Source organism: Micromonospora foliorum (assembly GCF_022229015.1).
In the GTDB taxonomy this organism is placed as follows: domain Bacteria; phylum Actinomycetota; class Actinomycetes; order Mycobacteriales; family Micromonosporaceae; genus Micromonospora; species Micromonospora foliorum.
This window is the reverse complement of sequence record NZ_JAKKFF010000274.1, coordinates 1-13,803: the sequence shown is the minus strand read 5'-3', so window position 1 is coordinate 13,803 and position 13,803 is coordinate 1. Positions and strand designations below refer to the sequence as shown.

Sequence of the window (13,803 nt, the reverse complement as noted above, 5' to 3'; positions counted from 1 at the left end):
GGGCGCCGGCCGCGCTGGCGGCCTTCTCGACCGGGCGCAGCGCGGCGGTGCCCTGAGTCGGGAACTCGCGCGCCCCCCGGGCGCGAGTCTCCCCCTGCCGGTTCACTCGATCGATGCGTGGCGTACCGTTTCCGAGGCGCGGAGCCCGCTCCGCCGCGATCCGGCCCCCCGACCGCGGTGCGCGCTGCCCGCCGCCGGTGACGTCCCGGCGGTCGCGCTTGTCAATGCTCATGTCCCTCCCCCTCAACATCCGTCCCTCTAGCCGTCCCGGTGCCCCTGACCCCCCACGGATCAGGCGGACTCCGTGCCCGGTTGGTGCATTCCCTTCACCCTTCGGCGAGACCGTTCGCGGTCGGTCCGCCCCTGCTCTGTCGCGTTCGGGTCGAGTCGCTCCGCGGCCCGCAGCCGCACCGAGGCGGCCCGCGGGTTCGCGGCGACCTCCGCCTCCCCGGGCAGTTCGGCGCCCCGGCTGAGCAGCCGGAACGTCGGACCCGACCCGGGAAGCTCGACCGGGAGGTCAACCGGGCCCTTACTGCGGACCCGGTCCGTGAGGGCCGCCTTGGTGAGCCTGTCCTCCAGCGAGTGGTAGGACAGGACCACCATGCGACCGCCCACGGTCAGTGCGTCGAGTGCGGATGGCAACGCTGTCTCCAGCGCTGCCAGCTCTCTGTTTACCTCGATCCGTAAAGCCTGAAACGTTCTCTTTGCCGGGTGCCCACCCGTTCGTCGGGCTGGTGCCGGGATGGAGTCGCGAACCAGCTCCGCCAGGAGCGCGGACGAGGTGATCCGGGCCCGCTCCCGCTGCCGGATGATCGCCGAGGCGATCCGACCGGCGAACTTCTCCTCGCCGTAGACCCGCAGCACCCGGGCCAGGTCCGGATGGGCGTACGTGTTGACCACCTCTTCGGCGGTCACCCCCCGGGTCTGGTCCATCCGCATGTCCAGCGGCGCGTCCTGGGCGTACGCGAACCCGCGGTCGGGCGCGTCCAACTGCAACGACGAGACACCCAGGTCGAACAGGATGCCGTCGATGGCCGGATAGCCCAGCCGGTCCAGCACGTCCGGCAACTCGTCGTAGACGGCGTGCTCCAGGTGCACCCGATCGGCGAACCGGGCCAGTCGGACCCGCGCGTGGGCGAGCGCCTCGGTGTCCCGGTCGAGCCCGATCAGGACCGTCTCCGGATGCGCCTCCAGCACCGCCTCGGCGTGCCCGGCCAGGCCGAGCGTCGCGTCGACGTGGACCGTCCGGCCGCCTCGACCCAGCGCGGGGGCCAGCAGCTCGAGACACCGCTCGAGCAGCACCGGCACGTGCGTGCCGCGCAACTCCCCCATGATGACCCCCACTGGTTGAAACGTCCGTTCTTCTCGTGCGCCTGTCGTCGGACGGCGCTGCCGTCGTACCGCCAGATCCCCATCCGCTCCCGCCTGACACCGGACCGTCGCCCGATGACTGGATCGTGCGCCTGGCACCGGGGAAGTGATGCCAGGAACTCGAAAGCGGCTGGAGATCTCGCAGTACGTCGGGCGCCGTTACCGCCCTACAGACCGCCGGGCAGCACCCCCTCCTCGATGTCGGCGAAGTCGTCTTCGCTCTCGGCGAGGTAGGTCTCCCAGGCGACCTTGTCCCAGATCTCCACCCGCGTGCTCGCGCCGATGACCACCAACTCGCGGTCAAGCGCGGCATAGGCCCGCAGGTGGGCCGGGATGGTCACCCGACCCTGCTTGTCCGGAACCTCGTCGTGCGCGCTGGCGAAGAAGACCCGGCTGTAGGCCCGAGCCGCCTTGTGGGTCATCGGCTGTGCGCGCAACTGCTCCGCGATCCGCTGGAACTCAGGAGTCGGGAAGACGTAGAGGCAGCGCTCCTGCCCTTTGGTGACCACGACACCCCCCGCCAGCTCATCCCGGAACTTGGCCGGAAGGATCAACCGGCCCTTTTCGTCCAGGCGCGGAGTGTGGGTGCCGAGAAACACCGGCCCAACCCCCTCGCCCTTGAGCGGCGTTCGCGGCGCCGCTGACCCCCCGGGCCGGTGAGCCCTCCCGGCCTCACCATTGGTCCCCACTCTACTCCACTTCCCTCCACCCGCAACCAAATTCGCCCGCGTGGCGCGCCTGGCCCGGGGGCAAAACCGCACGTCACAAGGGGTGGAGCGGAGTGGAGGGCAGCAGCCGCCCCTCGGCGTGGTCCGCTTTCCGACATAGATCGACTCCGTCCGGAGGACGCCGACCCGGCCACCCGCACAGCCACCACGGCCGAACGGTTCACCGTCGGCGGCGATCTGGTGGGGCGGGCGGTCCGGTAACCTCGCTCGCGTGACGGACGCGAAAATGCCCCTACGGGCCAAGGTGGCCAGCTCCGTGTCACGGACCGCCGCGGCGCTCTCCCGGGCCGCCGGCCGTGGCGACGGTTCGGTGATCGGCGGGTGGATCGGCCTGAAGATCGACCCGGACCTGCTGGCCCACCTGTCGGCCGGGCGGGCGATCGCGCTCGTCTCCGGCACCAACGGCAAGACCACCACCACGCGGTTGACCTCCGCCGCGGTCGGCGTGCTCGGCCGGGTCGCCACCAACTCGTTCGGCGCCAACATGCCCAGTGGGCACACCTCGGCGCTGGCCAAGGCCGGCAGCACCCCGTACGCCGTGCTGGAGGTCGACGAGCACTACCTCGCCCAGGTGCTGGAGGCGACCGAGCCGCACGTGGTCGCGCTGCTGAACCTCTCCCGCGACCAGCTCGACCGCGCCAAGGAGGTCGCCATGATGGCGCAGCTCTGGCGCGCGGCGCTGGTCCGGCACACCGACGTACGGGTGGTCGCCAACGCCGACGACCCGCTGGTGGTGTGGGCCGCCACCCCGCCGGGCGACCCGGCTCGGGGCATCAACCCGCCGCACGTGACGTGGTTCAGCGCCGGCCAGCGCTGGCACGACGACTCCTGGGTCTGCCCGGAGTGCGGCTCCACCATCCAGCGCTCCGGCGAGCAGTGGTGGTGCACCGGTTGCCCGCTGCGCCGACCGGAGCCGCACTGGGTCGTCGAGGACGAGGGCGTGCTCGACCCCACCGGCGCCTGGCACAAGGTCTCCCTCCAGCTGCCCGGCAAGGTCAACCTCGGCAACGCGGCGACCGCGCTGGCGGTGGCCGCCGAGTTCGGCGTCCGCCCGGTCGACGCGGTGTCCCGCCTCGGCATCGTCACCTCGGTGGCCGGCCGCTACGCGCAGGTCGACAAGGACGGGCGCAACATCCGGCTGCTGCTGGCCAAGAACCCGGCCAGTTGGCTGGAGGCGTTCGACATGGCCGACGACGCGCCGACTCTGCTCTCCATCAACGCGCGCGACCCCGACGGTCTGGACACCTCCTGGCTGTACGACGTCGACTTCGCCCCGCTCCGTGGCCGACAGGTGTTGATCACCGGCGACCGGGCCTACGACCTGGCGGTCCGGCTGGACGTCAACGACGTGCCGTTCCAGCACGTCCGCACGTTCGACGACGCGCTCCGGTCGGTCCCGCCCGGGCGGCTGGAGGTCATCGCGAACTACACCGCGTTCCAGGACATCCGAGCGGAGTTGGACCGTGTCATCTGAGAGTCTGCGAATCGTCTGGATCTACCCCGACCTGCTCTCCACCTACGGAGACCGGGGCAACGCCCTGATCCTCGCCCGGCGGGCCCGTCAGCGCGGGATGCCGGTCGAGGTGCTGGAGGTCCGCTCCGACGAGCGGCTGCCCGCGACCGCCGACATCTACCTGGTCGGCGGCGGCGAGGACGGCCCGCAGGCGCTCGGCGCCCAGCGCCTGCTCGCCGACGGCGGCCTGCACCGCGCGGTCGCCCAGGGCTCGGTCGTGTTCGGCGTCTGCGCCGGCTACCAACTGCTCGGCACCTCGTTCTTCGCCAAGGGCGTGCAGTGCCGCGGGCTGGAGCTGCTCGACCTGTACTCCGACCGGGGCGAGAGCCGGGCCGTGGGCGAGCTGGCCGGTGAGATCGACCCGCGGCTGGGTCTACCCCCGCTGACCGGTTTCGAGAACCACGGCGGCCGCACCCACCTCGGTCCGGAGGTCTCCCCGTTGGCCCGGGTCACCGCCGGGGTGGGCAACGACAGCGCCACCGAGGGCGCCTGGCGCGGCAAGCTGCTCGGCACCTACTCGCACGGGCCGGCGCTGGCTCGCAACCCGGCCCTGGCCGACCTGCTGCTGCGCTGGGCCACCGGGGCACACCAGCTCCCGCCGTTGGACGACACCTGGTCGGACCGGCTCCGCAACGAGCGCCGCTCCGCGGTGGCCGCCGCCCGGGCATGATCCGTGCCGTCCGGCGGCTGCTCCGGCAGCCGTCGGCCGCCCGGTTCGCCCTGCTCGTGCTGCTGATCGGCGGCTGCGGGTTACTGCTGCTCCTGGTGCCCCGGCCGGATCCGGCGCAGCTGCCGCTGGTCGCCGACCGGCTGGGCGACCTCGCCCCGGTGGCGGCGATCCTCGGGGGCGCGCTGCTGCTGGTCGCGCTGGTGCCCCGGACCTTCATCACGCTCGCCGCGGGCGCGATCTTCGGTCCCCTGGAGGGCGCCGCGTACGCCCTGGGCGCCGCGCTGGTGGCCGCGGCGATCGGGTTCACGGTCGGCCGGTTGCTCGGTCGGGAGTTCGTAGCCGAACGGGTCCGCGGTCGGCTGGCCCGCCTCGACGGCTGGTTCGCCCGGCAGAGCGTGGTCGGTGTGGTCACCGTCCGGCTGCTGCCGATCGCCGGCTTCGGGCTGGTCAGCTACGGCTACGGCACGACCGGCGCCCGGGTGCTGCCGTTCCTGGCCGGCAGCGTGATCGCGTCCGCGCCGACCGCCTTCGGGTACGCGGCGATCGGCGCGGCGGTCAGCACCCCCGGCCACGTCAACTGGTACGCCGCCGCCCCGGCCAGCCTCGGCCTGATCGCCAGCCTCGTGCTCATCCACAAGTGGTGGCGCGCCGAGCGCCAGCGCCGTCGCATGCCGGTATGACCGTGCCCGAGCCGACCGACAGCTCTGCCGAGGAGCCACTCACCGGCGGATTCATCGCCGCCGTGGTCCGGGTCGGCGACACGGTACGACGTACCCCGCCCGCCAACCTGGACTTCGTCGGCGCGCTGCTGCGCCACCTGGCCGGGGTGGGCGCGGACCTCGCGCCCCGCCACCTGGGCGTCGACGCCCACGGTCGGCAGATGCTCAGCTACGTCGCGGGGCGGGTGCCGTGGCGGGACCGGGAGGACCCCGAATTCTTCGCCGACCCGGCGCTGGTGCGGCTGGGCCAGCTGATCCGGCGGCTGCACGACGCGTGCGCGGACACCGACCTGTCCGGCGACGCCGAGACCGTGTGCCACCGCGACCTGTCCCCGAAGAACACGGTGTACCGGGACTTCCCCGTCGGGCCGCTCCCGGTTGCCTTCCTCGACTGGGACCTGGCCGCGCCGGGCCGGCGGATCGAGGACGTGGCGTTCGCCGGCTGGCACTGGGCGGCGTTGGGTGAGGACGCCGACCCCGCCGAACTGGGCCGACGGTGTCGCGTTCTCTGCGACGCCTACGAGGCGGCGGCGCCGGCACTGGACCGGGGTGAGCTGGTGGACGTGATGCTCGATCAGATCGGGAGCACCTGGCGGGGCATCGACGCCGGCGCCCAGCGCGGCGAGCCGGCCATGCTCCGGCTGCGCGCCTCAGGCGTGGTCGACGGAATACGCCGCTGGCACAACTGGCTGTACACCCATCGCAGCGTCGTAGCGGCGACCGCCTGTCCTCCGCCGGGGCGACAGGTCCACTGACCTTGCCGTTGACCTGCACCGGGTAGGTCACCGTGTCGGCCGCTACCTCGTTGCCACCGGGCCCCCGACCGTCGACCCCTTCCACACGGTGGCCACGCCCACCGCCGTCGGGGGACCTGGTGATCTTCCAGTACCACCTGGGTGGGTACGTGGCCGACCTGCGAACCGGGTCGTACGTGCGGCTGACCGCCGATCACGCCCACGCGGTCGTCTCGGGCGAGGCGCTGCTGGTGGACCCGGACAACAACTCGGACCCCGCACAGCAGCACGCGTACTCGCTGCCGCGCCCGGACCGGCTGCCGCCACTGCCGCCCTGCCCGTGACCACCGGAGCGCAACCGCCGGGCGGCTGGTCGAGCTGATCCGGCGACTGCACGAGCCGGTGGTGCCGCGACCGGCGGGGGATGCGCCGGAAGGCGTGATGACTCAGAGGCATCAGTATGCCTCTGAGTCATCACGCTCAACGCGGTGCCCGCCTCCGTGGACGTCACGGGGCGTATCGCTCGCGTCAGGCGACGACCGAGACCATCCGGCCCTTGACCACGATGACCTTGCCGGGTTCCCTGCCGGCCAGGGCCGCGGCCACCGCGTCCAGGGCCGCCGCGCGGACGGTCTCCTCGGCGGCGTCGGCGGGAACCTCGATGCGGCCACGGACCTTGCCGTTGACCTGCACCGGGTAGGTCACCGTGTCGGCCACCAGCAGCGCCGGGTCGGCGGTCGGGAAGTCCGCGTACGTCAGCGACGTGTCGTGGCCCAGCTTGCGCCACAGCTCCTCGGCCACGTGCGGGGCGAACGGCGCCACCATCAGCACCAGCGGCTCGGCCACCTCGCGGGGCGTGGCCGACAGTCGGGTCAGCCCGTTGGTCAGCTCGATCAGCTTGGCGATGGCGGTGTTGAAACGGATGCCGTCCATGTCGCCACGGACCCCGTCGATCACCTTGTGCAGCAGCCGGCGGGTCGCCTCGTCGGCCGGGTCCTCGGTGATCCGCAGCGCGCCGGTCTGCTCGTCGACGACGGCCCGCCACACCCGCTGCAGGAACCGGTACGAGCCGACCACCGCCCGGGTCTCCCAGGGGCGGGAGACCTCCAGCGGGCCCATCGACATCTCGTACACCCGGAAGGTGTCCGCGCCGTAGGCGGCGCACATGTCGTCGGGGGTCACCACGTTCTTCAGCGACTTGCCCATCTTGCCGTACTCGCGGTTGACCTCCAGGTCGCCCAGGTAGTAGGCGCCGTCGCGCTCGAAGACCTCCTCGGCCTGCACGTAGCTGCCGCGCGAGTCGGTGTACGCGTACGCCTGGATCATGCCCTGGTTGAACAGCTTGCGGAACGGCTCGAACGACGACACGTGCCCCAGGTCGAACAGCACCTTGTGCCAGAACCGCGCGTACAGCAGGTGCAGCACGGCGTGCTCGGCGCCACCGACGTACAGGTCGGTGCCCCCGCAGTCACCGTCGGCGCGCGGACCCATCCAGTACCGCTCGTTCTCCGCGTCGACGAACCGCTCGCTGTTGGTCGGGTCCAGGTAGCGCAGCTCGTACCAGCAGGAGCCGGCCCACTGCGGCATCACGTTGGTTTCCCGGGTGTAGCGCTTCGGCCCGTCACCCAGGTCCAGTTCGACCTCGACCCAGTCGCGCCGCCGCGACAGCGGGGTCTCCGGGTTGCTGTTGGCGTCGTCGGCGTCGAACGTCTTCGGGGAGAAGTCGTCCACCTCCGGCAGCTCGACCGGCAGCATCTCCTCCGGCAGGGCGATGGCCGCGCCGGTCTCGTCGTACACGATCGGGAAGGGTTCGCCCCAGTAACGCTGCCGGGAGAACAGCCAGTCGCGCAGCCGGTAGGTCACCGCGCCGCTGCCGTGCCCGTTCGCCTCCAGCCAGGCGATGATCGCCGCCTTGGCGTCGGCCACCCCCAGGCCGTTCAGGTCCAGGCCGCGCTCGGGCGCGGCGCTGTTGATCGCCGGGCCGTCCCCGGTGTACGCCTTGCCGTCGAAGCCCTCCGCCGGCTGCACGGTACGGACGATGGGCAGCTCGAAGACCTCGGCGAACGCCCAGTCCCGCTCGTCCTGTGCCGGCACCGCCATGATCGCGCCGGTGCCGTAGCCGGCCAGCACGTAGTCGGCGATGAAGATCGGGATCTGCCCACCGGTGACCGGGTTGGTGGCGTACGCGCCGATGAAGACGCCGGTCTTCTCCTTGGTGTCGGACTGCCGCTCGACGTCGGTCTTGGCCGCCGCCGCCTTGCGGTACGCCTCGACGGCCTCCCGGGGGCTGGCGTGCCCGCCGGTCCAGGCGTCCCTCGTCCCGTCCGGCCAGTTGGCCGGCGCCAGTGTGTCGACCAGCTCGTGCTCGGGCGCCAGCACCATGTAGGTGGCGCCGAAGACGGTGTCCGGGCGGGTCGTGAACACCCGCACCGGCGCCGCGGTGGTCGGGAAGTCGATGTGGGCGCCGGTGGAGCGGCCGATCCAGTTGCGCTGCATCAGCTTGATCGGCTCGGGCCAGTCCAGGCTGTCCAGGTCGTCCAGCAGCCGGTCGCCGTACGCGGTGATCCGCATCATCCACTGCTTCAGGTTGCGCTTGAAGACCGGGAAGTTGCCCCGCTCGGAACGGCCGTCGGCGGTGACCTCCTCGTTGGCCAGCACGGTGCCCAGCCCCGGGCACCAGTTCACCGGCGCCTGCGAGACGTACGCCAGGCGGTGGTCGTCGACGACCTGGCGGCGCTCGGCGACGCTCAGCTCGGCCCAGGCGCGGCCGTCCGGGGTGGGCCGGTTACCGCCCTCGAACTCGGCGATCAGCTCGGCGATCGGACGGGCCCGGCCGGCGTCGCGGTCGTACCAGGAGTTGAAGATCTGCAGGAAGATCCACTGGGTCCAGCGGTAGAAGTCGGTGTCGATGGTGGCCACCGAGCGGCGCTCGTCGTGCGCCAGCCCCAGCCGGCGCAGCTGCGCCTTGTACCGCTCGATGTTCGCGACAGTGGTGGTCCGGGGGTGGGTGCCGGTCTGCACCGCGTACTGCTCGGCGGGCAGGCCGAACGCGTCGAAGCCCATCGCGTGCAGCACGTTGCGGCCGGCCATCCGCTGGTAGCGGGCGTAGCAGTCGGTGCCGATGTAACCCAGCGGGTGGCCGACGTGCAGGCCCGCTCCGGAGGGGTACGGGAACATGTCCAGCACGTACAGCTTCTCCGCGCCCGCGCGCGGGTGGGTCGGGTCGGCCAGCGGGCCGGTCGGGTTCGGTGCGTGGAAGGTGCCCTCGCGCGCCCAGGTGTCCTGCCAACGAATCTCGATCTCGTCGGCCAGGGCTGCGGTGTACCGGAACGGGGGAATGTCGCCCGCCGGTGCGGCTGCCTCACTCATCGTCTCTCCTCGCTTCGCTTCGCTTCGTCTCGGCACCACCGGGCCGGGCCGGCGGCGGGCACAAAAAAGCCCCTCGCGCAGGAGGGGCCGCCGTGCTGTCGCTGCGTTCAGCGCATCAGCACGGCCCGGTAAGAAGCAGGAAGACTCCGGCCATGCCCCGCAGTGTACCTCGCCCACGGTTCGTCCTGTCGGCCCCCGGGTCGGGTCGGGCCCGTTCCCCCGAGCTGGCGAATATCGGTGCGTAACCGACGGACTACCTGCGGGGGTCGGCGATAACGACAAACATGGTTAGCCTGAGAGACTAGTGAGATTCCTGCGGCAAACGAGGCTCGACGTCGCGAACCCAACGGCGGGTCCAGGTGCTCTCTAGAGAGCTGCCGTGACGGCGACGAGGAGGAGGCCCGTGACACAACAGACCTGGGACGAGGTGGGCGGCCTGTTGCCGCACGACGAGTTCCGCGCCGCCAGCGAGGCCATCGTGGCCAACATCGAGCAGGTCATCGAGGGTAAGACCGCCACCGTGCGGCTCGCCCTGGCCGTCCTGCTCGCCGAGGGTCACCTCCTGATCGAAGACGTCCCGGGTGTCGGCAAGACCAAGCTGGCCAAGGCCCTCGCGCGGTCCATCGACTGCACCGTGCGGCGGATCCAATTCACCCCCGACCTGCTGCCCAGCGACGTCACCGGGGTCAGCGTCTACAACCAGGAGACGCACGACTTCGAGTTCCGTCCGGGCGCCGTGTTCGCCAACCTGGTGGTCGGCGACGAGATCAACCGCGCCTCGCCGAAGACCCAGTCGGCGTTGCTGGAGTGCATGGAGGAGCGGCAGGTCACCGTCGACGGGGTGACGTACCAGCTCCAGACCCCGTTCATGGTGATCGCCACCCAGAACCCGATCGAGATGGAGGGGACCTACCCGCTGCCGGAGGCGCAGCGCGACCGGTTCACCGCCCGCATCGCGATGGGTTACCCGGACTCCAACGCCGAGCTGGCCATGCTCGACGGGCACGGCGCCACCGACCCGCTGCACGAGCTGCGCGCGGTCTCCGACGCGGCCATCGTCCGGCAGCTGATCGCCACCGTCCGGCAGGTGCACGTCGCGGACGCCGTCAAGCAGTACGCGATCGACCTGGTCACCGCCACCCGCGAGGCCCCCGACCTGCGGCTCGGCGCGTCCCCCCGGGCGACCCTGCAACTGCTGCGCACCGCCCGGGCGGTCGCCGCCCTGGAGGGCCGCGACTACGTCCTCCCCGACGACCTGCAGGCCCTGGCGGTGCCGGTGCTAGCCCACCGGATCATCCCGACCGCCGACGCGCAGCTCGCCCGTCGCACCACCGACGCGATCGTCTCCGAGCTGGTGCACCGCCTGCCGCTGCCACACGACCGGCAGCGCAACCCGTACGACACCCGGCCCGCCAGCGGCAACGGTCGCGCGCCCTACGAGCCGCGGAGGCCATGACGTGCGTGCCGGGCTACGCGGGCTGACCACCCGCGGGCGCTCCTTCCTCGCCGCTGCGGTCGCGGCGGCGATCTCGGCCGGCATCCTCGGCGAGAAGGACCTGCTCCGGGTGGCCGTGCTGTTGGCCATCCTGCCGTTGCTGGCCGCCGCCTACGTCGGGCGGAGCCGTTACAAGCTGGCCTGCAACCGTTCCTTGGACCCGCACCGGGTTCCGGTCGGCGCCAACTCCCGGGTGGTGCTGCGCCTCCAGAACCTCTCCCGGCTGCCGACCGGCACCCTGCTGCTGGAGGATCGGCTGCCCTACGCGCTGGGCAGCCGGCCCCGGGTGGTGTTGGAGCGGCTCGGCGCGCACCAGGCCAGCTCCGTGGCGTACACGGTGCGGGCCGACGTGCGGGGCCGCTACGACGTGGGCCCGCTGGTCGTTCGGATGACCGACCCGTTCGGCCTCTGCGAGCTCACCCGCTCCTTCCCCAGCACCGACCACCTGACGGTCATCCCGCAGGTCACCCCGCTGCCGTCGGTCCGGCTCCCCGGGGAGTACGCGGGCAGCGGCGACAGCCGGGCCCGCTCGGTGGCGGTGCACGGCGAGGACGACGCGGCGACCCGGGAGTACCGGCGCGGCGACGACCTGCGCCGGGTGCACTGGAAGTCCACCGCCCGCACCGGCGAGCTGATGGTGCGCCGCGAGGAGCAACCGTGGGAGAGCCGGGCCACCGTCGTCCTGGACACCCGGGCGTACGGCCACCGCGGCGAGGGGCCGACGGCCAGTTTCGAGTGGTCGGTCTCGGCCGCCGCGAGCATCGCCGTCCACCTGCGTCAGGCCGGTTACAAGTTGCGCCTGGTCACCGGCTCGGGGGCAGATGTGGACGCCTCGGAGGCCGGCGGGGACGGGGCGCTGCTCGACCACCTCGCGGAGGTACGACTGGATCAGCGCGCCGAGGTCACCGGCCTCGTGCAGCGGGTCCGCCAACGCGCCGACGGTGGTCTGATCATCGGCCTGTTCGGCACGGTGAGCGTGGCCGAGGCGGAGCTGCTGGCCGGGTTGCGCGGCAACGGCGCCACCTGCGTCGGCTTCCTGCTGAACAGCTCCACCTGGCTGAGCCTGCCGGAGAAGGCCCGGGCCGAGGCGGAGCACGCCCACGCCGCCGCCGTCCTCGCCATGTTGCAGAGTGGCTGGCGGATCGTCGGCGTCGACCACGGCGGCCGACTGCCGGCGCTGTGGCCGCAGGCCGGGCGGGGCGCCCAGGGGTTCGCCCTGCGGGCCGCGCTGGCCGAGACGGTCGCCGGCGGTGTGCGATGAACGGAAGGCTCCCCTCATGATCAGCAGTCGGAACATCGGCGTGGTGGCGGCCGCCGCCACGCTGCTGGCCGCCGCGCCGCTGTCGGCCATCTTCCAGGGCTGGACGTGGTTGATCGAGTCCATCATCGCGGTCGCCGTGGTGACCGGGGTGGCCGCGCTGACCCGACTCGCCCGGGCACCAGTGTGGGGTCAGGTGCTGGGCATGCTTGCCGGCCTGGTGCTCGCCCTGACCTGGTTGTTCCCCAGCGGCGAGGAGCTGCTCGCGATCCTGCCCACCCCGGGCACGCTCGCGTACTTCGGCGACCTGCTCGCCGGCTCCATGCAGGACATGCGCTCGTACGGGGTCGAGGTCCCGGACACCGACCCGCTGCTGTTCATCGCCGTGCTCGGCGTCGGCGGGGTCGCCGTGCTGGTGGACGTCCTGGCCGTGGGGCTGCGCCGGCCCGCGCTGGCGGGGCTGCCGATGCTCGCCATCTACTCGGTGCCGGTCGCCGTCTACGTGGACAGCGTCCCCGCCATGCCGTTCGTGGTGGGCGCCGCCGGTTACCTCTGGCTGCTGGTCACCGACAACGTCGACCGGGTACGCCGCTTCGGACGCCGGTTCACCGGTGACGGCCGCGACGTCGACGTGTGGGAAGCGTCCCCCCTGGCGTCCGCCGGCCGCCGGCTCGCGGCGGTCGGGGTGGCCCTGGCGGTGGTGCTGCCGCTGGCCGTGCCCGGCATGACCGGCGGGCTGCTCGACTCGCTCAGCCGGGGGCCGGGCAACGGCACCGGCAACGGGGCCGGCTCGGGCGGCACGTCGGGTCGCATCGACCTGTTCGCCTCGCTCGCCGGCCAGCTCAACCAGTCCCAGGTGGCCGACCTGGTCAAGGTGACCACGTCCGAGCCGAACCCGTTCTACCTGCGCTACGCGGTCGCCGACGAGCTGCGCCCCGCTGGTTTCCAGGCGCGCAGCCCCAGCGGCCGGTCGGTCAACCGGGACCTGCCGAACCCGGCCGACCGGGCCGGTCGAGGCGTGCAGCAGACCACCTACCAGGCGACCGTCGAGGTCACCAAGAGCCTGAGCATGTCGCTGATGCCGGTGTACGCGGAGCCGACCCGCACCGACGACCTCAGCGACAACTGGCTCTACGACACCAACCAGCAGGTCGTCTTCTCCAACCGGGAGAACTCCCGGGGTCGGAAGTACTCCTTCGACTACGTCCGCTCGACCTTCACGCCCGCGGCGTTGCGGGCCGCGCAACCACTGCCCACCGACCACCCCGTACGCCGACAGATGACCGCCACTCCCGGGTCGGTGCCCGAGGTGGAGGAGCTGGTCAAGGGGCTGGTCCAGGGCAAGCGCACGGACTACGACCGGGTGCTGGCGATCTACCAGCACTTCTCGGCGGACAACGGGTTCAGCTACCGGTTGAGCACCGAGAGCGGCAGCAGCGGTCAGGACATCGTCAACTTCCTGACCAACAAGGTCGGCTACTGCCAGCAGTACGCGGCCGCGATGGCCTGGCTGGTCCGCTCGGCCGGCATCCCGGCCCGGGTGGCGTTCGGGTTCACCAACGGCAGCAAGCGCGACGGTGACACCTTCACGCTGACCAACCTCAACCTGCACGCGTGGACCGAGGTCTACTTCGACGGGGCCGGTTGGGTGCCGTTCGACGCCACCCCGGCGTACGGGGTGCCCGGCTCCACCCGGTCCGCCTGGGCGCCGGACACGGACGCACCTGAGCCGTCCAGCCCGGACACCGGCGCCACGGACACCCCGACGGGCCCGGAGGCCTCGGCCGGGCCCGCCGGCCCGGACAACGCCGACCGGGACACCGACGACGGGGTCGCCCTCGGCGGGACGACGCCGACCGAGCAGGCACCGGTCTGGCCCTGGTGGGCAGCGGGCCTGGTGGCCCTGATGGTGCTGCTCGCGGTTCCGGCGCTGGGCCGGATGGCCC

10 protein-coding genes and 2 pseudogenes are annotated in these 13,803 nt (G+C 72.2%); 8 read left to right on the top strand and 4 right to left on the bottom strand.

The genetic code is table 11. The features are described 5' to 3' along the window. The 3 genes and pseudogenes from PSH25_RS20310 to mraZ all read right to left on the bottom strand — a co-directional run. Window positions 1–232: pseudogene (locus PSH25_RS20310) on the bottom strand (hypothetical protein); the annotation flags it as partial. Then, a pseudogene (gene rsmH, locus PSH25_RS20305) lies at window positions 222–1,332 on the bottom strand (16S rRNA (cytosine(1402)-N(4))-methyltransferase RsmH). The pseudogenes PSH25_RS20310 and rsmH, both read right to left, overlap by 11 nt. 206 nt (window positions 1,333–1,538) lie before the next feature. Continuing rightward, entirely contained in the window at window positions 1,539–1,970 is a 432-nt protein-coding gene (mraZ, locus tag PSH25_RS20300; protein ID WP_030488958.1) for a division/cell wall cluster transcriptional repressor MraZ, read from the bottom strand. A gap of 355 nt (window positions 1,971–2,325) precedes the next feature. Here mraZ and PSH25_RS20295 point away from each other — a divergent pair, with 355 nt between their 5' ends. From PSH25_RS20295 to PSH25_RS20275, 5 genes are all read left to right on the top strand, one after another. Then, window positions 2,326–3,573, top strand: coding sequence for a MurT ligase domain-containing protein (locus PSH25_RS20295; protein ID WP_091407686.1), 1,248 nt, complete (start codon window positions 2,326–2,328; stop codon window positions 3,571–3,573). Continuing rightward, window positions 3,563–4,282, top strand: coding sequence for a type 1 glutamine amidotransferase (locus PSH25_RS20290; protein WP_238660597.1), 720 nt, complete (start codon window positions 3,563–3,565; stop codon window positions 4,280–4,282). The genes PSH25_RS20295 and PSH25_RS20290 overlap by 11 nt, the downstream gene beginning before the upstream one ends. Further along, complete coding sequence (locus PSH25_RS20285; RefSeq protein WP_238660596.1) at window positions 4,279–4,962, top strand: TVP38/TMEM64 family protein; 684 nt, start codon at window positions 4,279–4,281, stop codon at window positions 4,960–4,962. The genes PSH25_RS20290 and PSH25_RS20285 overlap by 4 nt, the downstream gene beginning before the upstream one ends. Beyond that, window positions 4,920–5,756: an aminoglycoside phosphotransferase family protein gene (locus PSH25_RS20280; protein ID WP_372492819.1), complete on the top strand. Its 837-nt coding sequence runs from the start codon at window positions 4,920–4,922 to the stop codon at window positions 5,754–5,756. Before PSH25_RS20285 ends, PSH25_RS20280 begins: the two co-directional genes overlap by 43 nt. Before the next feature lie 119 nt (window positions 5,757–5,875). Continuing rightward, window positions 5,876–6,079 (top strand): hypothetical protein, encoded by a 204-nt coding sequence (locus PSH25_RS20275; RefSeq protein WP_238660595.1) that lies wholly within the window; start codon window positions 5,876–5,878, stop codon window positions 6,077–6,079. Window positions 6,080–6,263: 184 nt separating this feature from the next. On the opposite strand, the gene leuS is transcribed toward PSH25_RS20275, so the two are convergent. Continuing rightward, window positions 6,264–9,104 carry a leucine--tRNA ligase gene (gene leuS, locus PSH25_RS20270; RefSeq protein ID WP_238660594.1) on the bottom strand — a complete coding sequence of 947 codons (2,841 nt, stop codon included), beginning with the start codon at window positions 9,102–9,104 and terminating at the stop codon, window positions 6,264–6,266. 403 nt (window positions 9,105–9,507) lie between these two features. Between leuS and PSH25_RS20265 the strand changes: the two genes are divergently transcribed. From PSH25_RS20265 to PSH25_RS20255, 3 genes are all read left to right on the top strand, one after another. Continuing rightward, entirely contained in the window at window positions 9,508–10,560 is a 1,053-nt protein-coding gene (locus tag PSH25_RS20265; protein WP_238660593.1) for an AAA family ATPase, read from the top strand. A 1-nt stretch (window position 10,561) separates the two neighbouring features. Continuing rightward, window positions 10,562–11,860: a DUF58 domain-containing protein gene (locus tag PSH25_RS20260; protein WP_238660592.1), complete on the top strand. Its 1,299-nt coding sequence runs from the start codon at window positions 10,562–10,564 to the stop codon at window positions 11,858–11,860. A gap of 16 nt (window positions 11,861–11,876) precedes the next feature. Further along, window positions 11,877–13,803: transglutaminase TgpA family protein (locus PSH25_RS20255; protein ID WP_238660590.1), on the top strand; the 1,927-nt coding region annotated here is incomplete at its 3' end.